The following is a 24,755-nucleotide window of genomic DNA, read 5'->3' as shown; positions in this document are numbered from 1 at the left end:
TCAAATACAAAACAAAACCTGCAAACCTTGCGGGTTTTATTTTGACTCCTGTGTCAGAATAATCGCAATAAAACCGTCAAAGCTGGTACAACCTTTAATTGATTAATCAATATGTTTAATACAATATAGGGTTATTAGGCTAGATTACACACCATAACTTTGTGCTTTACCGCATGTTTTAAGATGAAATTGTCTAAATCAAAAGTGTTGGATATCCAACATTTATTATAGTGTTCACTTCAATACGTTATAAATTTAATAGAAGCGTTATTATTTTCTGTGAAGTGGGCTAAACTTGAAACTCTTGAGTAATTTAGGAATATCTTTATGTCAAATATGCTGAATACAGTTGATCAGCGTACAAACTTAGTCGGTGAGAATCGTTTAGAGTTATTATTATTTCATCTATCTGGTCGACAACTTTTTGCACTTAATGTATTTAAAATCAAAGAAGTGGTTAAGTTACCTAAGTTAAGTATGTTACCTAGTTCTCATTCTAGTATTGAAGGCGTTGCTAATATTCGCGGTGACTCTATTCCTGTGATCAATTTAAGATCGGCCATTGGTATGCGTCCTATGGATGCTGACGAAGAATCTAATCTAATCATTACTGAGTATAACCGTAGTGTTCAAGGCTTCTTAGTGGGTAAAGTTGAGCATATTGTAAATATGACTTGGGGCGAAATTATGGAGCCTCCTGGCACGGTAGGCCGCCAGCATTACTTAACGGCTATCACTAAAATAATGGAAGACGACAAAGAAGTTTTAGTTGAAATCATTGATGTAGAGAAAGTATTAGCTGAAATAATTCATTACAAAGTTGAGATAACTCAAGGTGTTGTTGATGAAAATATTCTTTCAGAATTTGTCGGTAGAAAAATACTCCATGCTGACGACTCTCCAACGGCCAGAAATCAAGTGGCAAGTACTCTAGCTCAGTTAGGGATTGAAATTATCCCAGTGAAAAATGGTCAAGAAGCATTAACTCTTTTACAAGGGTGGGCAGACGAAGGTAAAAACGTTAAAGATGAAATTTTAATGTTAATAACCGATGCTGAAATGCCTGTAATGGACGGTTATAAGCTAACCAATGAAATTAGAAAAGATCCACGTATCTCAGACTTATTTATAGTGTTAAATACATCCTTAAGTGGTGACTTTAACAAAGCGATGGTGCAAAAAGTTGGTTGTGATGATTTCTTGTCTAAGTTCCAACCAGACCTTTTAGTGGAAGTGGTACAAAACCGCCTTAAAGCAAAACTTACCGAATAATATCTCCAACTTATTTGATGTTCTTTACAATGATTTGTTTAAGAACATCAAATAAGCTTTCAATTAATTCCCTCATTATTTTCAACATACAAAAGTTAAAGCCGGAGTATTATTTGTTCCAATACTGCGTGCATATATTTAAACAGCCAGCCAATTAATGACTCAGTTTACTTTTTTAATATTATTGTTAATCAAAAGTATAGTTGTTAAGTTATTGCCATTATAATAACAAGAAAATATTTGATATCAGGCAAAGGAAAGTAATCATGATAAAACGATTTATGCATGCAGTATTTGTTTTTAGTCTACTTGCAGTCAATAGTGCAATTGCTGATGTACGTTTACCAATCCACGATAAATTTCAATCTCAAATCCTCAGTGAAAAACGTTCTATCGTTATCCAATTACCGAGTAGTTATAACAAAGACTCAAAGCGTAAATACCCTGTAATGTACTTACTTGATGGTCCATCTAATCTTAGCCATACATCAGGTACATTAGATTTTTTAAGTTTGTCTGGTGAAGTGCCAGAATTGATCATCGTTGCTATTGCCAATACCAATAGGACTCGTGATTTAACACCGCCATTAAAAAACAATAAAGAAACAGAAGGTGGTGGCGCGAACAAGTTTCTGGATTTTCTAGAAAAAGAACTCATTCCTTATATCGACGGCTTGTACAGAACTGAAGACTATAAAATCATCACAGGCCATGCATTAGCTGGCCTTTTTGCAATACATTCTTTACATACGAGACCTCACTTATTTCAAGCGCATTTTGCCTTTAGTCCAAGCCTTAGCTGGGATGAAAAATCGACGGTTACCGATGCGATAAATTTTTTTGCTAAAACGCCGACCTTAAAAAACTTCCTTTATATGAATATTGGTGATCAAAAAGGGCAAGTGAGAACCGCATTTGATGAATTATCTGAAGCCTTATATAACAAAAAGCCAAATGAGTTCATTTTCAAACGTGAGTACTTTGAAAAGGAAACTCACATGACAACGCCTGTGATTGGTCAGTTTTATGCGTATAGAGAACTTTTTGCTAATTGGGCGTTTCCCACTGCAAATATGGGGCTAGGTATAAAGGCCGCAGAGGAACACTATATTAAGTTATCAGAGTACTTTGGATTCCATATTCCTATGAGTGAAAATACCTTAAATGCCATGGGGTACTATCACTTAGTACAAAAGAAAGACCCTAAAGCGGCAATTAAAATATTTGCACGCAATGTTATGGAGTTTCCAAAGTCGGCAAACACATACGATAGTTTGGCGGAAGCTTATGAAGCAGATGGTCAGATTGAAGAAGCAATAAAACAAATGGACTTAGCGGTCGGTATTGTAAAAAAAGACATAAGCTTATTTCGTGTAATTAGCGAACATAGAGAGCGACTTCTTAGAAAACAAAAAAGCTCTGTTGAAAACAATATAGAAGATAAAGTAATACCTACTGAGCAGTAATTTATTCAGTAAAAGTATAAAGTTATAAACATCATCAAAGGGGCAAAATAAAGTTAAAAATAGGTAAGTGATTTAACTTTCAGTTGTTAATAAGTAACCCCATTAAAAATACAGGTTAAATATGAGTGAAGAACAAAAGGGATCGGCAGTACGCGAATTTACCGTGAAGCTTAAGGGCAGGATCCAACGCGCGGCAAAGGCAGCAATTTCACATCCTTTACATATACTAAAAAACACCTTCATTATTACCGGTGGTTTGGTGTGGCTTGGCTTATTGTTATTAGCCATATATTTCTATAGTGTCTTTAGCAATGTACCTGATTTAGAAGACGTTAACTTTCAAACGGTCAGAGAAGTTGCGGTAGAAAGTGTTCATGAAAAAATTGACTCAAAAAGCAAAAAACAAGAATACAAATGGGTACGAATAGATAATATTAATCGTGATTTATTGTATTCAATTGTTATGAGTGAAGATGGTCAGTTTTTCACTCACAGCGGCGTTAACTGGGACGCATTAATGAATGCCATTGGTGAGAATATTAAGCGTCGTAAGTTTAGTTACGGTGCTTCAACGATCACTCAGCAAGTAGCAAAAAATGTGTACCTACGTTCTAATACAAAAAGCTTACATCGTAAGTTTACCGAGTTGTTTGTTACCCGAGAATTAGAGCAACATTTGTCTAAAAATGAAATATTAGAGATGTATTTAAATGTGGCTGAGTTTGGTCCAGATATATACGGCGTAGCTCACGCGTCCAAATATTACTTTGATAAAAAACCGTCAGAAATTAATGCCGCAGAGGGCGCTTTCTTAGCAGTCATGTTGCCATCACCTAGAAAATACCATTACAGTATTTTCAAAAATAAATATTTATCTAAACGACATAAGAAAAAGCTCAAGCGTATTTTGGCGGATATGTTGTATAAGGAATACATCAGTCCAAAGCAATATCGACGTTACCTTAACTGGAATTATTTTACGGACACAAAAAACTAATCATTATCTATAGGGCGTTATTTGAGCCTTTGCATATTATTTGCAGTCGTTGACCTTAAACTGAACTAAAGTGGTTTAACATTGGTTGTTAAGGTTACTAACCTTAATACCTTGAGATGATAAAAAAGTAGATTTCCTAATGTAAAAAAACCAATCAACAGCGTTGATTGGTTTTTTTAGTTTAAGGCTCTGGTTAAATTACTTTAGTAAGTTTAACACCTTCACACAACGACCAACTTCTTGGTGACTACGCTTAACGCCTTTTAGAACTTGCGGTTTCATGTCTTTATATTTTTCAACAAGCTCACCAAGTTCTTGATAACTTTCATTGGTACAACTGGTTGGCAACATAGAGCCAGCAAAAGCACCTAATAACTTAAGATTACCTTGTGTATTTAATGACTCAATATGTGCCAATATGCGATCTTTATAAGGCGCTTCAAGCGCTTTTTGATCTCCAGGGAACATACCAAACATTGCATAACGCAAGGTTGCTAGTTTCAGGTTGTCAGGGTTGTTAATAATAATGTCGAACCATTTAGCTTTAACCGCAGGATCAGGACGTAATACTTCCGCTAATATCGCATTTTTAGCACCAATATCAGAATTATCACGCTTGATCTCTTCAGCTAAACGTTCTTTATAATTACCAACTTCATGGTGGTTCAAAGTACGAACTATTCTCCAACGCTTATCTTGGTCTATTTGTAATCCTTCAAACGCTAACTTCCCATCTAAAATTGCCACTAACTTAGCTAATTGGGCAGGAGTTCTTGTGGTTGAAACAAAACGTCCATACCATAACTTTTGTAAATCACTGCCAGCTTCAGCATTTTCTAGTTGTTTAAAGTAAAAGTCATTCACTTGGTTACGCTTGTCGTTAAAGTCTTTAATTCCTAAGCGTGTTGCCGTTGTTAAATAACCTAACGCACCAGATAGTTGGCCTGAAATTGAACGGATAACACTCAAGTCTTTTTCACCGTCTAAATTCTTTAAAGCAAAATCGACAAAAGTCTCTGGTGATAATTTTGCATCACTAACGCTATCGAACAAGCTCTGCCATAACATTAAACGCAGAGAAGGGTTCTTAAAGTCATTAATATGTTTGTTTAATGACTCAAGTGAATTCTTATCTAGGTTAACTTGTACATAACCCCAATCGTCAAGGTTTGGATAAACTAATTCAGGACAGGCTTTACCAACAACTTCACTTACATCAGTACTTGCACCTTTGTAAGTTACCGCTACTTCGTTAGTTAATGACATAGCGTCATTACTGTAATTAAATAAACCAACATTCACTCTTTGTTGGCGAAGTGTTGGGTATTCTTCGGGCGCACTTTGCTTGATGGCAAACTCACTAATAACACCAGCATTACATTGATAACTAACTTCAATGGTATTCACACCGGCTTTATATAACCAATCTTGTGTCCACTGAGTTAAATCTGTATCAGACGCTTGTGCTAGAGAAGTGATGAAGTCGTTTAATGTAGTATTTTGGTAAGAATATTTTTTAAGGTAGTTACTAACCCCTTTACGGAAGTTTTCTTCACCTAAATATTTAGGAACTTGTTTAAGTACAGATGCGCCTTTACCATAAGTAATACCATCAAAGTTAGTCATGGCATCGCTTGTTGTTGCTACTGGTAATTCAATCGCATGGGTATTAACTGATTTATCGGTTCGGTAAGCCCACTGTTTAAATCCGGTATAGAAATCATCCCATACATTGTCAAAATCAGACCCTTTTTCAAGAGCTAAAACGGCCATGTAACTTGCAAAACTTTCGTTTAACCACAAGCCATTCCACCAGTCCATAGTCACTAAATCGCCAAACCACATGTGCGCCATTTCGTGAGCAATTGTGTCTGCTAGTGATAAACGTTGTGATGTGGTTTTCTCACCACGACTAATAAAGCTTTCGTTAAAAGTAACGGCGGCAACATTTTCCATCGCGCCAGAATTAAAATCCGGTGCCATAACCTGGTCATACTTGCCAAACGGGTAACTAATATCAAAGTAGTTATTAAAGAACTTAAAGCTCTGTTTTGTTGGTGTAAACCAATCGTCAATTTTTACGTATTTAGCTAAGCTTTGACGAGCAAACAAACGCAATGGAATATCGCCATCTTTACCGTGGAAAGTGTCTTCCCATACCGCATATTTACCGGCATGAAGTGCAAAAACATAAGACGATATTTTAGCTGACACTGGGAAGTCCCAATGTTTAACGCCTTCTTTTTCAACAATTGATGTTTCACGAGTTGTTGAGATGATCTGCCAATGACTTGGTGCATCAACTTCTACTTTGTAAGTTGACTTTAAGTTTGGTTGGTCAAAATGTGGAAACATCTTGTTTGCTGAGTAAGGTTCAAAGTCAGAGTATAAATAAACGTCACCGTTGGCAGGGTCTTTAAAACGATGTAAACCAGAACCATCATTTGAATAAGGGCGGTTATAAATGACTTCAATGGTATTTTTTCCACTAGTAAACGCCGTTGGCGCAATAGAGATAAACCACTTCTCATAATCAAACGATACTGTTTTACCGTTTACTTTAACAGACTCAACATTACCAGACTCAAAGTCGATAGTAATAGGTGACTTATTGCCTTCAGCCATAGTGAAGTCAATAACCGACTTACCATTATAAGAAGTTTCCGTATGACCTATGTTGAAATAAAGCGAGTAGCCAACATCACTAATTTGTTGTTTACGCATAGCGGCGTAATCGGCTGATAATGCTTCGTTAAAATCACGAATAACAGGAGCGGTTTGCTCCATTGAGGCTTTTGTTGATGTTTCATTGGTTGTGGTCATACAACCACTAAGTGCAACTGAACTCACTGTAATTGCAGTGATCAGTGCCAATTTAATAGGGCTAAATTTCATAATATAATTCTTCTATTATTTCGATTAACGAGATGGGTGAATTAAAACGTAATGTTATATCATAATTTTTTAGTTAAAATTTTGATTAAAAGTAATAAGGGGGATTATATTATGTATCTATTTGTAACAAAGAGCTTAGTAGTGACGTGTTTAAACCAGCATAATCTAAGCTCAGTTAATTAATAAAGCCCTTTATATAACCGTGATTGATGAATTATAACTAGCAAAGCGGTAGTGTATTTGTTACAAATATATAAAATAAAAAGAGGCGGTAATCTAGTAAGTATCTACGTTATTAGCCGGTTACTAAATTGTATATTTCAACAGGAGTTACACTTTGCCACATTGCATAATTGAACATTCAGAAAATTTTAATAAAAACATTGATGAGCTTATCAGTTCAGTATTCACAGGTGCTGCCGCGTCAGAATTGTTTAATGAAAATGACATAAAAACCAGAACATTGTCATACGCGAATTATCAAGTTGGTAAAACAAAAAGTCCGTTTATTCATATTGCGGCAAAAATACTTTCTGGACGTACTGACGAGCAAAAAGCAAAACTAAGCGGTTCAATACTATTACAGATGAAAAAATTAGACCTAGGCGATTACATTTTAACAATAGAAGTTATTGATATACATAGAGAGTCTCACGCAGGTAACTAACACTGCTGATTAATAAAACTTAGTGTATTTATCTAATACACTGAGTTTCATTTAACTTTTTTACAAAATTAGCCAACCTTAAGTAAGCACCCAATGAATATAGAATTAAAAACAGCCACTTTAGCCAATATTGAAGAAATATTAGCACTGCATTACCGCTATCAAGTTGACTCTATAAGTGAAGACGATAAAGCCGATGGCTTTATAACTACCGCCTTTACTAAAGAGCATTTAACTAATTTAATTCAGCATGAAAATGGGCTTTTTACTGCAAGCGTAGACAATAAAATAGTGGCTTACGCAATGGCTGCATCCTGGGATTATTGGTCTCAGTGGCCAATGTTTGAATTTATGATCAAACATTTAGACGACTCTACTTGTTTGGGGCAAAGCATTACTAAAGATAACTCTTACCAATACGGCCCAGTATGTGTAGATAAGTCAGTAAGAGGCCAAGGCGTATTTGAAAAAATCTTCAATTATTCTTTAAGTGAAATGTCCAAACGCTATCCAATTATGGTTACCTTTATTAATAAAATAAATCCACGTTCTTACGAAGCACACACCAGAAAAACCCCATTAACTGTGATAAAACACTTTGAATTCAATAATAATCATTACTACAAATTAGCCTGTAAAACCGCTGAATAAGTTGTATCAATTTTAGGTTGTAAAAGAACATGCGTACCGCGTTAACTCTCATTTTTGTATTAATAACACTGTTTGCATCAAATAGCGTGCTTGCTGAAAAACTTAAGCCGTTTACATCCGACGGTTGCAGTATTTTCCCCGACGGAACACTTGAACATAAAGACTTGTGGTTAGCTTGTTGCACCGCACACGATTACGCATATTGGCAAGGTGGTACAGCCGAACAAAAAGAAATAGCAGACAAAGAACTGAAAAACTGTGTTGCTAAAGTAGGGCAACCCAAAATAGCAGAGCTTATGCTCGCTGGTGTAATAGTAGGTGGTAATCCATATTTACCAACACCATTTAGATGGGGTTACGGCTGGCCTTATCCAAGAGATTACAAGATGTTAACCGAAGAAGAACTGCTACAAGTTAAAGCTGCAGACCCATTCAAAGATTCAAATAAAAACAATAATTAAACACACAGCGATTGTTTAAACGTAAATTAAACCAGCTAAGGTTTAAGCTTTTATGGATACACCTTGGAGTTATTTTATAAATGGAATCAAAGTTCGATAAATTATTAGCATTTAGCGCGGTTTTTATTCACATTTTCGCCTTCAGCGGATTAGTGTATCGATCTCAAATATATCCACATATACCTGTAGCACCAGAAGAGGCTTATGGATTAGGCGATGTAATAGATTTACTGTTTGCTTTTGTGATTGTTATTATCTGGTGTTGTGCCTTTATATCTGCAATTGCAGTTACTTTATTTAACATTAAGCACAATTGGCTAACGTCATTAAAAACACTTTTATATGCAAGCGTGGCTCTTATTGGCTATTTTTACGTTAAAAGTAGTAATTTACTATTTTAAAGTAAAAACCCCTCTAATAACATTAACATCAGGAAATTATGAAATATTTAATCTTACTATTTACACTCGTTTTATCACTAAACTCTTATAGTTTTGAGGATGTTCTAGCAAACAATACAAACAAAAGCATAGAACAACTTTACAAAGAAAATAACGTTACTGGCTCAATACTCATTGAGTCTTTAGACGGCAAAATAAAATATCAATATAACGTTAACAACGAGCGCTTTGTTCCAGCTTCAACATTTAAAATCCCTAATACATTGATCATATTACAAGAAGGTTTAATTAAAGACCTATCTGAGATCATTACTTGGGATGGCACTGAGCATGAATACGCAGCATGGAATCAAGACCAAACACTTAAAACCGCTTTTCAATATTCATGTGTTTGGTGTTATCAGCGTTATGCCAAAAAAGTAGGGCATGTAAAGTACCACAAATACCTTAAAGACTTTGATTACGGAAACTACTTAACGGGTGATGACATTACTCAATTTTGGTTAACCGGTGATTTAAAAATTACAGTGCAAGAGCAGATCAAATTTTTACGAAAGCTAGTTGCAGAAGACCTACCAATACAAACAAAGCACATACAAACATTAAAACGCATTATGTTGTCAAAAAGTGATAGCAAGATAAAAATTTGGTCAAAAACAGGGTGGTCAGGTAAAGACGGTTGGTATGTAGGCTACCTTGTAACAAATAATCAAACCTGGTTTTTTGCCAATCATCTAGAGATAAAACAAAACTCAGATTTACCTCTAAGAAAAAAACTAACGTTAGAGGCTTTTAAACAGCTGAATATTATTCAGTAGCACGGTTATGAATAATCAGAGCGGTTATTAATAAGCTGCACTGTTATAAAGAGTAAGTTTTGTGATCATTCCCAATAAATAGCCATAACTCAGCTAAATCAGCGGCTGTTAAATACGTTTAGCACAACATAAAAACATGGAGACAAAAATGAAGTTTGATGCCATCAACTTTAAAGAAAAATTCACTAAGTTTAACGATCATTGGTCTCCACGTGTTATCGCCGAAATGAATGATTATCAATTTAAATTAGCAAAAGTCGAAGGGGAGTTTGTTTGGCGTAACCATCCTGATACAGATGAAGTGTTTATTGTAATTGAAGGCTCCCTCAATATTGAATTCCGTGAAGGGGTTGTAACGCTTAATTCAGGAGAAATGTTTGTCATACCTAAAGGAATGGAGCACAAACCTTTAGCCGTTAATGAATGTAAAATCATGCTTGTTGAGCCAAAAGGCGTCGTCAATACAGGTGATTCTGATAGTGAACTTACAGCCCCAAATGATATGTGGGTGTAAATATTTAAAGTGGGTGGTAATGTTATTTATTAAGAAGAGTTCTATATGAAAAATATTTTAAAAGTTTCACTGATAACAATATTATCCATTTTTTTATTTTCCTGCACAGGTAAAAAAACTGACTTCGAGATAAATGGTGTTTGGACATTTTATGATTACGATAAAGTTTACAACGAAATTTTTAATGAAATGTCTAGTTATAGGGATAGTCATGATAAGGCTGATTTTCTTACCGATGATTTTATCAGAGAGCATTTAAATAAGGAGCTAGATATAACTTATTTTGATGCATTCGTTATTGAAAATAATTTTTATATTTCTGCTAGGGGCTCAGAAAACGAAAGTACAGAAACGGCAATATCTCCCATTATAATCGAGAAGGGTGACGGTTATTTCAGCTTTACTCCAGAAAATGAAAAACAGATGAAATTTAATATTATTGATAATAATACTATTCAACTCATAGGTTCTGATACTAAAGCGTTTAGAGTAAAAACCAAATCTAAATTAGGCTTTGATGTCGATCGAAAGTTTTTGACCGGTACTTGGGAAGGTGATTATAGGGTTATGTTTAATAATAATCTAATGTTTGGCGAAGACTTTGATGGTGTACATACTCATAAAGATCTTGTTGAGGGAGGAGCCCTTGGTATGCCATTTGATTTTTTCACATTCGATCTCAATGAATCAACCTATTTTTTGTCTTATAAAAAAGGTGAATATGAAAAACATGAGCTAATTAAGTTTATCGATTATGATAACTTTGTTCGCTTAAGTTCAATTAAAGCTTCTAATTACAGCCGGATGAAAGATAAATAAAAGGTAAAATAAGCGTTTTCGTAAATTTCACAGCATTGTAGTTGCCGAAAGAATTAAAAGAGGAACCCATATCAATTTTTGGAAGCATTTAAGCTTCTTAATATTATTCAGTTAATAGTTACTGAATAAAATAACGAGCTACCTAAATTTATAGTTTTAAAAGTGGGTGGCCTTAATATTTGCATTCGTTCTTTGGTCATCTAGTAAAGCATCCCTGTTTTGATGACATCTCATCATCCATGATGTGAAACACTATCCCTTACTCGACGTCCCCGACAACTGCGTCCTGCGTTGTTCTAATTACATCCATCCATGGATTAATGTCTCATATTTTTGAAAACTTAATTTATTTCGGGAATATTTAGATGGAGAGTTAAAAGCAAAAGCAGTGCGTCTTTTTGAATAATTTCGCTAAAATAAAAAGCAATCAATTAACTGTGTGCATATACAGGTTTAAGTGAAGGTTAGTGGATTATCATAGTCATGGCACGTTATGTAATTTTAAATATGGCTCGATTAAGTAGAGGTTTTTAGTAAGCTTCTGATTTTACGATAAATTATTTAAATAAAAATTTTACATAACGCTCCATTCACGGCGCGTTATGTAAATGGCTCGTTTTCCCCAAACAAAAAAGCGATTGTTTATACTCACATCACCTGCTAAGTTATTAACATTAATAAATAAAAAAGGTTATAAGCGTGATAAATCAGCCTGTGGATAACTTCCTTTAACAGGAATTCGCGCTAATAAGCTGTTATGTGTTTCTCTAGGAAGTAGATGAATTTACTATTTGTATGTAGCCAAAATAAGTTAAGAAGTCCTACAGCTGAATCAGTATTTTCAGATGTACCAAATGTTAATGTTCGCTCCGCAGGATTAAATAACAACGCAGAAATACCTTTAGGCATTGAAGATGTTGTTTGGGCTGATTGTATTTTTGTTATGGAGCAAGCGCAGAAAAAGAAGCTGCGTACACATTTTAAAGAACACTTAAAAGAACAACGTGTTATTTGTTTAGGTATTCCAGATAATTACGAATATATGGAACCAGCTCTAATTAAGTTATTTAAACAAAAAGTACCTCAATACATTGGTGCTTAAACACATAACAAGAAATTAAACAGGGACAAAAAACAGTTGGCTTTTTGTTCACTACGTTCACTTATTTTAGCCAACCATTTTTTGCCCGTTAATTGGGCGTTATACGTACAGGGACTTATGCGAAAATTAATACTCTCAATGTTTGTTATTTTAATGTGTGTACTTAGCTTCTTTATAGGAACGGCATTTAACACATACACTATAACGATAGACACAGTTAAAAGTTTAAACCAGCTAACTGAATTTGCACTAGATGAGGAGTTACAGACGTCTCGTCTGATTGATTTTTATGAAACTTCAATAGAACACCCCGAAAAAATACCAAATCATTTACGTTGGAGTATTTTGGTGAATTATGATTCTGGACAAATATGTCAGGGACAATACTGTGATCAAATGAATGTAAATTATCCAACGTTGCGTACAAATAAACTAATCATCGAATTCTTAAATAAATACCCAGTGGAAGGTTGCAGTGCATTAAATGGCAAACAAAGAGTTGAATGCAACTTGGATCTGTTGCCATAGTACGTATAACAAGCGCCTTAACTCCGACAATGTTAAGTTGTCATGGTTTTGGCAAACAACGCAAAAAGCCACGCCAACACATTGCGTGTTAGGCGGGCGTTATGAGTACTATGAGAAATTGGTTAATTTTAGCGTCATTGTTATTAGTTTCTTGTACTAGTACTAATATCAAGAAGCGAGATGCATTTGTAACGTGGGATGAGGCGATAGTAATATTGAACTCTGGAAATGTGGATTCTGCATTTCAAGCGCACAGTTTATATGTAGAATTGCATTTAAAAGATGGTTCGATTGTAAAAACCACATCGCCTAAGATTGATGAAATACTTAGAGAAATTCGAAGGTGTGGCAAAAAATGCACGGGCATTTCCATGATGCTAGAGTAGTACTCATAACAAGCGCCTTAACTCCGACAATGTAATGTTGTCATGGTTTTGGCAAACAACGCAAAAAGCCATGCCAACCATTGCGTGTTAGGCGGGCGTTAGGCATAAAGGAAAGGTTTTGAGCAGTATTAAATGGAATTATTTTCTAACCATCTTTCAAGTAACTATCGGAATAATATATTTTTCTGCCGGGTTAAGTAAATTAATTTCTGGCTTTCCAAATATTATTGGTCCTGTGTGGCTAATTGATGAATTATCAAAATATGGCTTAGGTCTATTCGGTTATTTCATAGCCATAATGCAAACAGTAATTGGTGGCTTATTGCTTATAAGTCGTTTCCGTTTAATTGCTAGTTTGATGCTACTACCCATGCATGTTTGTATTTTCATAATTCCAATATCACTTGGTTGGGAAGGTACACCATACATCAATGCTGTTTTCCTTTGTATGTTACTGGCTATTTTATTTGACGACCGCAAAAAATTATATTCTTTAATAAATTCAAACCCACTATCTTTCAGTTTAAACTCTAATAAAGTGTATGTTGCAACTTTTGTAGCCACTTGGGCTCTCGCTATCTTTCTTAAGTATGGGGTTGGGCATTAATTATGCCTAACAAGGCAATCAAACGGAAAATTTACAGTTGGCTGTTTTTCGTTCCTCAAACATTATAGCCAACTATAATTTTCCGCTTATTGCGGCGTTATATGCCATTAAGGACAGCCATGCGTGTAATTATAGTAATTTATACAATCATATCTCTTTTAGGTTGTACTTCCTTTAAATCTACAGCTCCTGACAACTTCAATACAGGGGAATATTTTTACATTCAGCCTGATTGGATAGAACGCAATAAAACCGAGTTAACTAATCGGTTGGTGCAATCAATTCGAGAAAAACATCCTAATACTGCTCATTGGTTTCCATTGGTTAAAATTTCGAATGTCGACATTGAAACCGAGCCTGCAAAATGGCGTAACGCTCCCGAGTTAAAAAATCAACTTAATGAACTGTTTAAAAATACTCTTGATCAAATATACGGTTCAAATGACGAGCGGACTCAAATTAGTCTTGACCTTAAAATACGTACAGCGTCGACTGAAATGAACTCTGCGCTTTATGCTTTAATGATTCCTTATGGCGTAGCTTGTTTTAGTACTCTAATGATGGTTTGCCCTGTCACAGGTAAACAAATAGTTGTAACTGAAGGTGCATTTTCGAAAAATAATACAAATGTATTAACCATATCCTCTGCAGGTGCGTCTAGATTAGTAGCAATTAGCCCATATGCCGGAGATGGCTCTGAGTGGGGAGATGAAGCAAAAACAAAGGCTTTAATAGCAGCATTATCTCAGCTAACTGACAAATTTGTTTTGCATGTGGAGAAACATGGCATATAACAAACAAATCAACGAAGGACTTGAAAAAACTTGGCTTAAGCTCCTTCGTCGCAAAACACAGCCAAGCTTTTTAAGCCCGTTATTTGGGCGTTATATGGATATGTAAACTATGAGTGTGGATGAAAAAATTAATATTTTGTTTTATTTGTTTGGTGTTTTTTTAGTATTTTTTATATTTGCTTTTGGATTAAATATAAAGCGTTCATTGTTTCCTAAGATCCTTGATAAATTTGCTACGAGAATTTCAGACTGGGATAGTTCCGGCGACCAAAGAGCAATTTTAGATAATGTTGATCGCTACATAGAAAAGTTTCCGGGGGAATCCAGTTTTCAATGGGCAAAAGCTCGTGCACTATATAAGACTGGAAAGTTGGAAGAAGCTAAAAGCACTTTTGAAGATATATCTAAATCTGAGCCAATGTGGAAAGAAGATTCTGATAAGTATATTCAAAGTATCAATGAGCAATTATCCATATAACAAGCGCCTAAACTCCGACAATGTTTTGTTGTCATGGTTTTGGCAAACAACGCAAAAAGCCAGGCCAACACATTGCGTGTTAGGCGGGCGTTATATGACTAAATGGAATTTGGTATATGAACTATAAAGCCCGTTTAATTCTTGCTATTGCAGTAGGCCTAAGTATTTATTTTACTTTTCTTGCTAGTAGCCAAATCGATCTTGCAACCGAAGCTGTTAACATACTGTATTCTTGTGAAAACAGTGAAATCCAAAGTTGTATTAGCTTACCCGAATACTCTCGTCTCACGAGTCGTTGGGATGGTAATGTAAAAATATATTTGCTACTTAGTTTATTGCTTTCACTGGTATGCGGTTACTTTTCCCATAAATTTAAGAAGCAATAAGTATAGTCATATAACAAGCGCCTAAACTCCGACAATGTAAAGTTGTCATGGTTTTGGCAAACAACGCAAAAAGCCACGCCAACACATTGCGTGTTAGGCGGGCGTTATATTTTAATGGAGAATTGATGAATACTGACGTCGATCTAAAAAGCGGTATTTGTAGACTTAAAGATTTTGGTCAAAACTTTTGTCAAAATACTTTGTCGGACGAAGATAAACAAGAAATGGAAGCTCTATTGTCAATTATTCGCAGCTATATCCTGAGCCAACAGAGCACACGTACTGTTCAAACCACGCAAATTGTTAATAATTATCAAGAGATTATTAGCTTGCTAAATAAACCTGCGAGTATAAGTCAAATAGCGATGCTATCCAGTCGTATTGATAATTTATGGCAATATTCAGGCGCATAAATATAACAAGCGCCTAAACTCCGACAATGTAAAGTTGTCATGGTTTTGGCAAACAACGCAAAAAGCCATGCCAACACATTGCGTGTTAGGCGGGCGTTATATAGCCTAAGAATATCTATGCGAATTTTTAACATCGGTGGAAGAACTCATGTTCAACCTCGAGAGACAATGCGATGTAACCGATGCGGATTGGAGTATTTGTTGGAAGACACAACATGTACTCATTGCAAAGGAATGAGTAACGGAGAAATAATCGAGAAGTTACATGTTCCGCATTCTGATCAACAAGATAGTAACCATAAGATTGGCTTATGGTTTTTAGTGATATTTATTGTCATTGTGGTTCTAATGGGGTTTGCGTTTTAATCTAGCAATCGGCTAGATAACAAGTCAATAAAGTCGGACGCGTCAAGCTTGGCTCGCGTTCGTTCCTCACGGATTATAGCCAAGCTTAACTTGGCCTCTTATTGAGGCGTTAGGTGTCATATGGAGTATGTTCAACTTTCCGGTTTATGTGAACTTCCAGATATTTCATGTTTTGGCAAGTTCAAATCTATCGTTGTAGTAGAGGAAGAAGTTTCTGAACTGCGCCAAAATCAAATTAGTAAGTGGTTGGTCGATTCTGGTTGTCTATATATGATGGCTTGGGGGGTTGAGGCAAGTTCATGGGATACATCAGTTGATTTGGCTAACATCGCACAATTCGAAAATGCTGAAATTCCAGATGAGTCACTTGTTCTCACCACTTGGCATGATGATGAATTGTTATTTGAGGTGTTTGAGTTTTCGAAATTCAGTGCATTCCATAGATACCATGAACTTAATCCCATTATTGTACATCTCAGTTCAATCAATAAGGAAAGTGAATTTAGGTCTGTGTATAATGCCACCTAACAAGCTAATTAATAAGGACAAAAAACAGTTGGCTGTTTTCGTTCCTCAACATTTTAGCCAACAATTTATTGCCCATTATTAGGGCGTTAGTTGGCTTAGGAGTCACAGTTGAATTTTGATGATTTGAAATCGATTATCGATACTGAAAATGACCAAGAATTAAAGCTTACTTCTAAATCTTGGGTAATCACTAAAAACTCCAATTCAGAATTGGAACCTTGGTTATCTGAAGAACAGTTTAATCAGGTTTTTTCAAAGTTATCAGAGTTTCAAAATAATGATACTGTGTTTGTATTTGAGTCTTTCGAACGCATATACAAAGACTCAGGTTTAACTAAAAGATTAACTGAACAGCTAGATTTAAACTGGGTTAACTTTAATGCTTTTCAAAGCTCTACCGAAATTCTTTACTTCTATATGGTACCAAAAAGTTTAAATTGGGTTTTATTCGCAAACAGAGACTTTTGGCAGTTTGCAAAAAGCAACTAACAAGCGCCTAAACTCCGAAAATGATTAGTTGTCACGGTTTTGGCAAACAACGCAAAAAGCCACGCCAACACATTGAGTGTTAGGCGGGCGTTATACAATTTATGGTGGGGTTATGGAAAATTTCGAAGAAAACGTAGTTTCATTTCTCAAACATGATGAGAAAAAGGTGTTAGTAATTAAGGGGAAATGGGGGGTAGGAAAGACTTTTAAATGGAACAAAATTGTAGAAAATCATTCAAATTCACTAGATTTCTCTAACTACTCTTATATATCTTTATTTGGTTTGGATGGTTTAAAAGAACTACAATCTGGCGTCTTCTATAATGCTAGACCAATGAAGTCTGACACTAACTCTTCTACGATCAAATCAAACTTAAAAAAAGTCGGAAATATCGCAAAAAATATTCCACAAGTTTCAAAGTATGCAAATGCTATGTCAGCCATTGAGAATTCATTGGTTAATGATTATCTGATTTGTATAGATGATTTAGAAAGAAAGTCTCAAAAATTATCAATGTCTACTTTACTTGGTTATGTCTCTAACCTAAGTGAATCAAGTAAATGTAAAATTGTATTGATATTCAACGATGATACTTTGAATGAAGAAGATAAGACAGAAATCGACCGATACAGGGAAAAAGTGATTGATTTGGAGTTAGAGTACTCACCTAAATCGGTTAATAATATAGATATAGAGTTTAATCATCATTCATGTAGAGACCTTATATGTAACACATTTAAATCTGAGAATTTAAACAATATAAGGATAATCAAACATATAAAGTGGAATCTTAATGGGTTAATGAAATTTATTAAGGATTCAGAAGATGCTGTTAAATTTGATCTTCTTAGTACAATTGCAATTCTTACATATGTTCACCATGAGCCAAGCATCAATATCAGAGCAAGTGAAATTGAACGTGTATTTAGTTACTTATCTGATAAAGAGGATAGTGACAAAAACCTACAGAAACGTATCTCTTCATTGGGCTATATCTATTATGCCGATCATGAAGCCGAGATTATTAATTATATTGAAGATGGCTGGATGGATGAGGATTTATTCAAGAAAAATGTACTTGCTCTTAATCAAAGGCAACTTGAGAATAATATCTCATCAAAATTAACAGAGGTTTGGGGTTTCTATAATAACAATTTCTTATCAACAAGCGATGATGTCATCCGAGGTTTGGAAGGCTTCCTTGAAGAACATTTAGTTTCAGTTTCCCTTAGAGAGTTGCACCCAATACTAGATACATTAAATGAACTTAAAGATAAGTTTAAGAAAAGTGAATGGATAGATAAATATGTCGTATTGAAAATGGATTGTGATGATCCTGCGCTAATAAAACAACTGAAGCACATCACAAATAACCAAGACTTAATTAAAAAAATTGAAGATAAGGAGAAAGATTTTAATCAACACCATTCAATTTATGCTGTTTTATCTAAAATAGTTAAAAATCGTGGGTGGAACCCTGAAGATGAAGAGTATTTAGGAAATCATAGTGTTGATGAAATATTTGAATTCCTAGTTAGTGATGATAACAGTGACCTTTTAGGGGTTGTTCGTGAAAGTATGGGGATATTTAACCCAACTGAGGGAGATAAACCTAGAGATGTATTTGGGAGGAGTTTACATGAAGCCTTACGTAGGGTGTCTGAAAGAAGTAAACTCGACCATTACAGAATCACTCATTTCTTTAACATGAAGCTTGACGATTAAATCGTATACCAAGGCGTTTAAACGGAACTAAAACAGTGGGTTACGTTTCGCTTCGCTACACATTATAACCCACAATTTTAGTCCGCTTAACGCGGCGTTATAAAGCATGGTAACTATGGCGTCATATAAAAGTTTTGTATGTAAAATTGATGATTTGCTTAATGAGCTTAAGTCAACTAATCCTGCCCAAGAGTCTAAGAGCTGGTATCTCGTAAACCACTTAAGTAAGTTATCTTATAATTGCCATTCATCAACGTCAGCAAAAGAGGTAAATAATAGTGTTAAGTCTTTACTTCGTTTTGCAGTTGATAGCCTAGATTGGAACTCAGAATTATCTAATAAAGTTAATAGTCTTGCTGAGTATCATGCTAGTTTAATTAAGGCTTGTGAGTAATTGCTTTATAACAAGCCAATCAAGAGGGAAAATTTACTGAATAACATGGCCAACCATCTTAATTTGACAGTTTTTTAGACTGCACTAAACTTAATTGTACCTATATTGATACATTGAGTGTTTTGCCATGCCAAGACCAAGAGAATTTCAAAATGGAAGTCCCAGATGAAATCTAGTATTCAATTAATCTTAAAAAATTTAGATTTATGCTTCAATGAAAAGGTGCATCCAAGAGAGCGATGGGAACCTGTTAATGAAATAATTGAAGCATTAACTCATATGCGTAAAAGCGATTGTGATCAACTTTTAGAACAGGTTTGTGCATCTAACCACAAAGAATTACTATTGAGTATTGCGAATAATAATAGCAATATATCGGCACAAATAAGGGAGTTAATTATCAATGCTTGTACATAGCAAACTCTCCCTAACAAGAACTTCAAACGGGCGCTAAACAGTTGGCTAGCGATCGTTCCTCGCAATTTTAGCCAACCATTATTTTCCGCTTAGCAAAGCCTAAGCTTTCAGGGATGTTATGAGTAAAATTTTAAATAGTGCAGTTATTATTACTCTCTTAGGATTTTGTCATCTAAGTTATGGCGAAGGGCTGAGAAAAGTAAAACTTGATAAAACTTTAATTTGTTATCCGGCAAGCTACTCTCCAGACACTTCATTTATAAGTGCTATTTTGGCACCTATATCTGATCAACTTGATAGTTCAGATGGGCAAGATTTAATTTACATTCCAGCTTCTGAGATAAAAAAGAAGGTACCTGATTACACGATAAGTCATGTAAATATTCACAATGTTAATTTTGAACATTCTTTAACCGGCTTGGCTTATGCAAAATCTCAAATAGGTAACCCGAAGGGCATGGCAAGTTCGGCTTGGAATATCTATTCTGAAAGCGAGAGTGTTTTTATTGAAAAAGACAATATTCTCCCATTAACTAGGGTTTACCAATATCATAAACCACTATTTATGTGGCACCTTGTAAAATACCCGCCAAAGCAGAAACCTGAAACAAAACTCCCTGACGATTGGTATATAGGTAGCTGTTTAGAGGCAGCTGGTAGTTATAGCTGTACTCAAACCGTTGAATATAAATCAATTTATTATGAGTATAAGGTTCAGGCGCAGGATATGCATTTGCGTGAGGATATATCAGAAGCTGTAACAGCACTTTTTACTGAGTGGGAAAATAGCTGCAATGGAAGCTAACAAACAAGTCATCGGAAAACCACTCACTGGCTCAAATAGGGATCTTTGCTAATTATCTGTTATCAAACCAATAAAACTTAAGCTCGATAAACCTAAGCTCAATAAACCAAACCCTTAGACTTTATTAAGGCTTTGCAAGTTATGCAGTAAGAGGTGATTTATAACTTCATTGTTTACTTTTTCCATCTGATTCCTTTTATAAAACACTCCCACATTGATAAAAGATCCCTTACTATACAAATCAGCGTTAAAATAATAACAAATGGATTTCTTAGCATTCAATGTTAAACCTATATCAATCAAATAGATTAGAAGCCTTAGTTACTCTACTGGCGACTCAAATTAAATTCCCAGCCAGTGACAATGCGTTAGCACCTGAGACAATTTTGGTGCACAGTCCAGGTATGTCTCAGTGGTTAAAACTGCAAATAGCCGAACAAAATGGCATTGCCGCTAATATCGACTTTCCATTACCGAGTAGCTTTATTTGGCGTTTGTATCAGCATTTATTGCCTGACGTTCCGGCTCAAAGTCCGTTTAATAAAGACCGCATGACGTGGAAGTTGTATCAACTTTTACCCCAGCATTTGGACAAGCCAGAATTTAAATCTATTTACGATTATTTGAATACAGAAAAACCAATATCGGTGGACTCTGAGCTTGAGACCAGATTAGCTAATTTATCAACACACTCAGCATCTACTGATACATATAAATCCAAAGCATATAATTCAAGCGAACTAACTAGCTACGAGCAACTTAGGTTATTCCAGTTAGCAGAAAAAGTGGCTGACGTATTCGACAATTATTTAATGTATCGCCCACATTGGCTAAAACACTGGCAACAAGGTCATACCGACTTACCCATTGAAGACACTAATATGGGGGATGATATAAAAGGCCAGCAATGGCAGCCAATTTTGTGGCAAGCCTTAGTAGAATTTACCGACCAACAACAGCAAAGTCCGTTGCACCGTGCCAGTATGCATAAGTTGTTGTTGCAAAAATTAGCAAAAATTAGCACAGAACAATTAAAAGATGCTTTACCAAAACCATTACATAGACTATTTATTTTTGGCATCTCAACGTTGCCGACCCACCAGCTTGAAGTATTAACGGCATTGTCAGAGCATATTGACGTGCAAATTTTATGGCTGAATCCGTGTAGTCAGTATTGGGGTGACATTTTAAGTGACAAAACTATTGCGCGCTTAAACAGCAAACAACAAGAATTAGCTCAGCTAAATATCAATCATAAAGAAGACTATTTTGTAACGGGTAATCCACTGCTTGCCAGTTGGGGTAAAGTTGGCCGTGATTATTTAGATGTATTAACCAATTCAGACATTCAAATACGTGACTTTTTTATTGATGTCTCACCATTAAACGCTGAATCTAAAGACTTTACTAGTTTAGAGAAAGTACAAAACGATATTTTAAATTTAGAATATCGTGGCGAACAAACACCTCTATCGCCAGAGCAAATCAACTCAAATTTTGGCAAAGTACTATTAGATAAAAACGACGACTCAATACTTATTCATAACTGCCACAGCAGAATTCGTGAGCTGGAAGTATTAAAAGACAAATTATTAGGTTGGATAGAGCAAGACCCAACATTATTACCAAAAGATATTTTGGTTATGGTGCCAGACGTCAATCAATACGCGCCTTTTATTGAGTCGGTTTTTAAGTCGGTGGATACAAAGTCTGCTGGTAAGTCTTTCGACAAACAGAAAAGCCAGCACAAACAAAACATACCTTTTACTATTTCTGACCGTGGTGGCTTAGAAGAAAATCCACTGTTAAACACTTTTGTAGACTTATTACTGCTGCCTTCGTCGCGCTTTACTGTTTCTGAGTTGTTTGATCACCTTGAAGTACCTGCAGTTATGGCCACTTTTAAGCTGAGCCAGGCGGATATTAATTTAATCAAGCAGTGGATTGAACAAAGCCAAATCAAATGGGCGAAAGACGCAAAACACAAAACCAAATGGCAATTACCTGAGATTGACTTAAACACTTGGGTGTACGGATTAAAACGTATGGTGCTTGGTGTGTCGTTGGGTGAGCAAGGTTTATGGAATAACATTTTGGCTTACCAAAAAATAGAAGGGCTTAATCAAGCCATTCTGGGTAAGTTATTAAACTACTTTAGTTTTATAAGCGAATTAGAACAGGTTCTATCAGGTGACAAATCCATTGAACAATGGACCGAGTTACTTGAACAGTTTGTTACGCATTTGTTTACGCTGGACGAGTTCACCTCAAGTGCCAATGGTCAAGACGGTGAGCATCAAACTGAATATCAGAAAAAGCTCGACGAGATCACCATTCAAAAAATTAGGAATGCTATTGCACAATTAACTGTGTATTTGGATGACCGAGATTTTACTGGCGAATTTAACTATCACTTAGTTCATCACTTTTTTGCACAGCATTTAAGTGAGAGTGGAGTAGCTCAACGATTTTTGGCAGGGCGCATGAATTTTTGTACTTTGATGCCAATGCGTTCAGTGCCATTTAAAGTGATTTGTATTTTGGGTTTAAACGACGGAGATTATCCTCGTCATGTTGACCCAATCAGTTTTGACTTAGTTGGCTTAAATAACGCGAGAAAAGGTGACCGTTCACCAAAATTAGATGAACGATATTTATTTTTAGAAGCGGTAAGTTCAGCCAGAAATAAACTTCATTTAAGTTTTATAGGGCAGTCGGTAAAAAATAATCAGAGCTTAATGCCGTCGGTGATTTTGTCGGAATTGATCGACTACATAGAGCAGTCGTTTATTGTCGACAATTCAAAGGATAAAGGATTAAACGCTACTCAAGTAACAGATCAAGTGGTTGATCGTGTGTTAATCAAGCATAAACTACAACCATTTAACAAAGAGTACTTTTTAACGGTCAATCAAAATAAGCCTTATAAATCATACTCTAAGCGTTGGTTTGACGTTTGTGAAACACAAAATAACGCAAAAGATAATAGTACAGTGAGTGACCACTACGGACACACACTAGACAATGCGGGAATAGGTGAGGATCACTTTGATCGTCCGCAAGATCGACAGGATCTGAAAAACGATCAGTTTGATCACAAAAACAGCCCTAAAGATCCAATTAAAGATCTCGGTGATCAAACTAGATCAGGCTTTGATCCTATAAAAATAAATAAAGATCAAAGTGTTCTTGGTGCTAGTTCACTTAATGAGAGCCCAGTTAATGAGAGCCCAGTTAATGAGATGCCAGTTAATGATGCGTCCTTTAATGAAGTTGTAGAGCTAAATGACTTAATCGAGTTCTGGCGTCATCCTATTAAGTATTTTTATCGTAGAGTGTTAGACATTAAACTCGACTTTAATAACGACGCCTTATCCGATCATGAAGTGTTTCAGCATGACGGTTTACAAAAATATACCAATCAGTCAGCTTTATTAGAGCAACTGCTTTTTTCTGATGCATCTGACACTGACCAAGATAATCACTTTGCTAACGACAAGTACTTACGCTCTGGTAATTACCCAGCTAAAAAGTGGGGCGAGTCGGTACTCAATGCTTATCAACAGCAAAGTGCAGACATAGTTAACTTAGTGAAAGACTTGCTTAACTTAGATCCTGATGAGTCATTAAAGCAACAAGCCAAACTCGTTAAAAAGCAAAGTATTATTGAGCTTGAATTACCAAGTACGAGTCAGGCAACTCAAAGCGTGATAGAGGTAAAAGTACAAGCGACCATAGAAAGGTTTGTGTTTGGTAATGGTTTGTCCACTATGTCGTCAAATAGGCAACAAGCCAGTTTGTTTGTTCGTAGCGGCAGAATAAGAAGTTCAGATAAGTTATCTGCCTGGTTAACGCATTTATGCAAATGTGCGGCCTTTGACGGCTCTACAACCGTATTAATTGGTAATGACAATACATTGGGCTGGTTTGAGCCAATAACGCCGCAGCAAGCTCAACAGGCGTTATCACTTTGGGTAAGCGTATTTGTACAATACAAACAACAAAACAAAATGTTGAAATGGCACAGTGACCCAGCATTTGATTGGTTTAAAGAAAAACTAGCAGGGGCGTCAGAGTTAAGTTTGCAAAATACAGTGACCAAACACATAACACCGAGTACCTTCAGCTTAAGTGCGAGAAACTTAACAGATGATGAGTACGCTGCTAAACACCTGAAAAAATTAGAAGACTTTGATGATAACTTTTATCAATTGTCTGAGCTTAACTTGGCTGAGCTATTTGAGCAGTACCAAGAAGGGAAAGCCAATAAAGTACTTAGCGATGTTAAAGGCGCGTTGGCTGCTGGTTCAGAAGTTAACTCAAGCCGAACAAGCCCTTTAATAGGCGTCTCAAAAGATCAAGGAGCGGAGTGAAT

Annotated in this window: 26 protein-coding genes; 25 read left to right on the top strand and 1 reads right to left on the bottom strand. The window is 35.6% G+C overall.

Translation table 11 applies throughout. The annotated features are described in order from the left end of the window. Positions 1 to 327 precede the first annotated feature (327 nt). From BTO11_RS12245 to BTO11_RS12235, 3 genes are all read left to right on the top strand, one after another. Positions 328 to 1,272 carry a chemotaxis protein CheV gene (locus BTO11_RS12245; protein WP_105052872.1) on the top strand — a complete coding sequence of 315 codons (945 nt, stop codon included), beginning with the start codon at positions 328 to 330 and terminating at the stop codon, positions 1,270 to 1,272. 266 nt (positions 1,273 to 1,538) lie between these two features. Next, complete coding sequence (locus tag BTO11_RS12240; RefSeq protein WP_105052871.1) at positions 1,539 to 2,738, top strand: alpha/beta hydrolase-fold protein; 1,200 nt, start codon at positions 1,539 to 1,541, stop codon at positions 2,736 to 2,738. Between the two features lie 121 nt (positions 2,739 to 2,859). Further along, entirely contained in the window at positions 2,860 to 3,735 is an 876-nt protein-coding gene (locus tag BTO11_RS12235) for a biosynthetic peptidoglycan transglycosylase (protein ID WP_105052870.1), read from the top strand. A 198-nt stretch (positions 3,736 to 3,933) separates the two neighbouring features. Here BTO11_RS12235 and pepN read toward each other — a convergent pair whose 3' ends face one another. Next, positions 3,934 to 6,630, bottom strand: a complete 2,697-nt coding sequence (gene pepN, locus BTO11_RS12230) for an aminopeptidase N (RefSeq protein WP_105052869.1) — start codon at positions 6,628 to 6,630, stop codon at positions 3,934 to 3,936. A 337-nt stretch (positions 6,631 to 6,967) separates the two neighbouring features. On the opposite strand from pepN, the gene BTO11_RS12225 reads away from it, so the two are divergent. The 22 genes from BTO11_RS12225 (at position 6,968) to recC (ending at position 24,753) form a co-directional block, all read left to right on the top strand. Continuing rightward, positions 6,968 to 7,297 carry a 5-carboxymethyl-2-hydroxymuconate Delta-isomerase gene (locus tag BTO11_RS12225; protein WP_105052868.1) on the top strand — a complete coding sequence of 110 codons (330 nt, stop codon included), beginning with the start codon at positions 6,968 to 6,970 and terminating at the stop codon, positions 7,295 to 7,297. A gap of 93 nt (positions 7,298 to 7,390) precedes the next feature. After that, a complete protein-coding gene (locus tag BTO11_RS12220) occupies positions 7,391 to 7,948 on the top strand; it encodes a GNAT family acetyltransferase (RefSeq protein ID WP_219846469.1) in 558 nt (185 codons plus the stop codon). A 29-nt stretch (positions 7,949 to 7,977) separates the two neighbouring features. Next, on the top strand, positions 7,978 to 8,409 hold the full coding sequence (locus BTO11_RS12215; protein ID WP_105052867.1) for a hypothetical protein: 432 nt from the start codon (positions 7,978 to 7,980) through the stop codon (positions 8,407 to 8,409). Positions 8,410 to 8,489: 80 nt separating this feature from the next. Then, positions 8,490 to 8,810: a hypothetical protein gene (locus tag BTO11_RS12210; RefSeq protein WP_105052866.1), complete on the top strand. Its 321-nt coding sequence runs from the start codon at positions 8,490 to 8,492 to the stop codon at positions 8,808 to 8,810. Between the two features lie 38 nt (positions 8,811 to 8,848). Continuing rightward, entirely contained in the window at positions 8,849 to 9,628 is a 780-nt protein-coding gene (locus tag BTO11_RS12205; RefSeq protein ID WP_105052865.1) for a penicillin-binding transpeptidase domain-containing protein, read from the top strand. A 148-nt stretch (positions 9,629 to 9,776) separates the two neighbouring features. Next, on the top strand, positions 9,777 to 10,142 hold the full coding sequence (locus BTO11_RS12200) for a cupin domain-containing protein (protein ID WP_105052864.1): 366 nt from the start codon (positions 9,777 to 9,779) through the stop codon (positions 10,140 to 10,142). A gap of 45 nt (positions 10,143 to 10,187) precedes the next feature. Next, complete coding sequence (locus tag BTO11_RS12195) at positions 10,188 to 10,961, top strand: hypothetical protein (protein ID WP_105052863.1); 774 nt, start codon at positions 10,188 to 10,190, stop codon at positions 10,959 to 10,961. Positions 10,962 to 11,739: 778 nt separating this feature from the next. Then, positions 11,740 to 12,063, top strand: a complete 324-nt coding sequence (locus BTO11_RS12190; RefSeq protein WP_105052862.1) for a low molecular weight protein tyrosine phosphatase family protein — start codon at positions 11,740 to 11,742, stop codon at positions 12,061 to 12,063. Between the two features lie 117 nt (positions 12,064 to 12,180). After that, positions 12,181 to 12,591: a hypothetical protein gene (locus BTO11_RS12185; RefSeq protein WP_105052861.1), complete on the top strand. Its 411-nt coding sequence runs from the start codon at positions 12,181 to 12,183 to the stop codon at positions 12,589 to 12,591. Between the two features lie 101 nt (positions 12,592 to 12,692). Next, on the top strand, positions 12,693 to 12,977 hold the full coding sequence (locus BTO11_RS12180; RefSeq protein WP_105052629.1) for a hypothetical protein: 285 nt from the start codon (positions 12,693 to 12,695) through the stop codon (positions 12,975 to 12,977). A gap of 118 nt (positions 12,978 to 13,095) precedes the next feature. Continuing rightward, on the top strand, positions 13,096 to 13,584 hold the full coding sequence (locus BTO11_RS12175; protein WP_105052860.1) for a hypothetical protein: 489 nt from the start codon (positions 13,096 to 13,098) through the stop codon (positions 13,582 to 13,584). Between the two features lie 119 nt (positions 13,585 to 13,703). Beyond that, entirely contained in the window at positions 13,704 to 14,378 is a 675-nt protein-coding gene (locus BTO11_RS12170) for a hypothetical protein (protein ID WP_105052859.1), read from the top strand. 109 nt (positions 14,379 to 14,487) lie between these two features. Then, positions 14,488 to 14,856, top strand: a complete 369-nt coding sequence (locus BTO11_RS12165) for a tetratricopeptide repeat protein (protein WP_105052858.1) — start codon at positions 14,488 to 14,490, stop codon at positions 14,854 to 14,856. A 511-nt stretch (positions 14,857 to 15,367) separates the two neighbouring features. Beyond that, on the top strand, positions 15,368 to 15,655 hold the full coding sequence (locus tag BTO11_RS12155) for a hypothetical protein (protein ID WP_105052856.1): 288 nt from the start codon (positions 15,368 to 15,370) through the stop codon (positions 15,653 to 15,655). Between the two features lie 117 nt (positions 15,656 to 15,772). Continuing rightward, a complete protein-coding gene (locus tag BTO11_RS12150; RefSeq protein ID WP_105052855.1) occupies positions 15,773 to 16,021 on the top strand; it encodes a hypothetical protein in 249 nt (82 codons plus the stop codon). 120 nt (positions 16,022 to 16,141) lie between these two features. After that, positions 16,142 to 16,549 carry a DUF7684 family protein gene (locus BTO11_RS12145; protein ID WP_105052854.1) on the top strand — a complete coding sequence of 136 codons (408 nt, stop codon included), beginning with the start codon at positions 16,142 to 16,144 and terminating at the stop codon, positions 16,547 to 16,549. A 108-nt stretch (positions 16,550 to 16,657) separates the two neighbouring features. Beyond that, positions 16,658 to 17,038: a hypothetical protein gene (locus BTO11_RS12140; RefSeq protein WP_105052853.1), complete on the top strand. Its 381-nt coding sequence runs from the start codon at positions 16,658 to 16,660 to the stop codon at positions 17,036 to 17,038. Positions 17,039 to 17,150: 112 nt separating this feature from the next. Further along, entirely contained in the window at positions 17,151 to 18,764 is a 1,614-nt protein-coding gene (locus BTO11_RS12135) for a P-loop NTPase fold protein (protein WP_105052852.1), read from the top strand. A 115-nt stretch (positions 18,765 to 18,879) separates the two neighbouring features. Continuing rightward, the gene (locus tag BTO11_RS12130) at positions 18,880 to 19,158 is read left to right on the top strand and encodes a hypothetical protein (protein WP_146105488.1); all 279 of its coding nucleotides are present in this window, start codon (positions 18,880 to 18,882) and stop codon (positions 19,156 to 19,158) included. A 165-nt stretch (positions 19,159 to 19,323) separates the two neighbouring features. Beyond that, entirely contained in the window at positions 19,324 to 19,575 is a 252-nt protein-coding gene (locus BTO11_RS12125; protein ID WP_105052850.1) for a hypothetical protein, read from the top strand. Between the two features lie 118 nt (positions 19,576 to 19,693). Next, positions 19,694 to 20,380, top strand: coding sequence for a hypothetical protein (locus BTO11_RS12120; RefSeq protein ID WP_105052849.1), 687 nt, complete (start codon positions 19,694 to 19,696; stop codon positions 20,378 to 20,380). Positions 20,381 to 20,661: 281 nt separating this feature from the next. Beyond that, complete coding sequence (recC, locus tag BTO11_RS12115) at positions 20,662 to 24,753, top strand: exodeoxyribonuclease V subunit gamma (RefSeq protein ID WP_105052848.1); 4,092 nt, start codon at positions 20,662 to 20,664, stop codon at positions 24,751 to 24,753. Positions 24,754 to 24,755: the final 2 nt, after the last annotated feature.

It is taken from the genome of Psychrosphaera saromensis (assembly GCF_002954545.1).
Classification (GTDB): Bacteria; Pseudomonadota; Gammaproteobacteria; order Enterobacterales; family Alteromonadaceae; genus Psychrosphaera; species Psychrosphaera saromensis.
The sequence above is the reverse complement of the archived record's forward strand: the minus strand, read 5'-3'. Positions and strand labels throughout refer to the sequence as shown.

Excerpts from the sequence above, each read along its gene's own strand:
- BTO11_RS12245 (WP_105052872.1), top strand. The coding sequence starts at position 328 with ATGTCAAATATGCTGAATACAGTTGATCAGCGTACAAACTTAGTCGGT.
- BTO11_RS12240 (WP_105052871.1), top strand. The coding sequence starts at position 1,539 with ATGATAAAACGATTTATGCATGCAGTATTTGTTTTTAGTCTACTTGCA.
- BTO11_RS12235 (WP_105052870.1), top strand. The coding sequence starts at position 2,860 with ATGAGTGAAGAACAAAAGGGATCGGCAGTACGCGAATTTACCGTGAAG.
- pepN (WP_105052869.1), bottom strand. The coding sequence starts at position 6,630 with ATGAAATTTAGCCCTATTAAATTGGCACTGATCACTGCAATTACAGTG.
- BTO11_RS12220 (WP_219846469.1), top strand. The coding sequence starts at position 7,391 with ATGAATATAGAATTAAAAACAGCCACTTTAGCCAATATTGAAGAAATA.
- BTO11_RS12215 (WP_105052867.1), top strand. The coding sequence starts at position 7,978 with ATGCGTACCGCGTTAACTCTCATTTTTGTATTAATAACACTGTTTGCA.
- BTO11_RS12210 (WP_105052866.1), top strand. The coding sequence starts at position 8,490 with ATGGAATCAAAGTTCGATAAATTATTAGCATTTAGCGCGGTTTTTATT.
- BTO11_RS12205 (WP_105052865.1), top strand. The coding sequence starts at position 8,849 with ATGAAATATTTAATCTTACTATTTACACTCGTTTTATCACTAAACTCT.
- BTO11_RS12200 (WP_105052864.1), top strand. The coding sequence starts at position 9,777 with ATGAAGTTTGATGCCATCAACTTTAAAGAAAAATTCACTAAGTTTAAC.
- BTO11_RS12195 (WP_105052863.1), top strand. The coding sequence starts at position 10,188 with ATGAAAAATATTTTAAAAGTTTCACTGATAACAATATTATCCATTTTT.
- BTO11_RS12190 (WP_105052862.1), top strand. The coding sequence starts at position 11,740 with ATGAATTTACTATTTGTATGTAGCCAAAATAAGTTAAGAAGTCCTACA.
- BTO11_RS12185 (WP_105052861.1), top strand. The coding sequence starts at position 12,181 with ATGCGAAAATTAATACTCTCAATGTTTGTTATTTTAATGTGTGTACTT.
- BTO11_RS12180 (WP_105052629.1), top strand. The coding sequence starts at position 12,693 with ATGAGTACTATGAGAAATTGGTTAATTTTAGCGTCATTGTTATTAGTT.
- BTO11_RS12170 (WP_105052859.1), top strand. The coding sequence starts at position 13,704 with ATGCGTGTAATTATAGTAATTTATACAATCATATCTCTTTTAGGTTGT.
- BTO11_RS12165 (WP_105052858.1), top strand. The coding sequence starts at position 14,488 with ATGAGTGTGGATGAAAAAATTAATATTTTGTTTTATTTGTTTGGTGTT.
- BTO11_RS12155 (WP_105052856.1), top strand. The coding sequence starts at position 15,368 with ATGAATACTGACGTCGATCTAAAAAGCGGTATTTGTAGACTTAAAGAT.
- BTO11_RS12150 (WP_105052855.1), top strand. The coding sequence starts at position 15,773 with ATGCGAATTTTTAACATCGGTGGAAGAACTCATGTTCAACCTCGAGAG.
- BTO11_RS12145 (WP_105052854.1), top strand. The coding sequence starts at position 16,142 with ATGGAGTATGTTCAACTTTCCGGTTTATGTGAACTTCCAGATATTTCA.
- BTO11_RS12135 (WP_105052852.1), top strand. The coding sequence starts at position 17,151 with ATGGAAAATTTCGAAGAAAACGTAGTTTCATTTCTCAAACATGATGAG.
- BTO11_RS12130 (WP_146105488.1), top strand. The coding sequence starts at position 18,880 with ATGGCGTCATATAAAAGTTTTGTATGTAAAATTGATGATTTGCTTAAT.
- BTO11_RS12125 (WP_105052850.1), top strand. The coding sequence starts at position 19,324 with ATGAAATCTAGTATTCAATTAATCTTAAAAAATTTAGATTTATGCTTC.
- BTO11_RS12120 (WP_105052849.1), top strand. The coding sequence starts at position 19,694 with ATGAGTAAAATTTTAAATAGTGCAGTTATTATTACTCTCTTAGGATTT.
- recC (WP_105052848.1), top strand. The coding sequence starts at position 20,662 with ATGTTAAACCTATATCAATCAAATAGATTAGAAGCCTTAGTTACTCTA.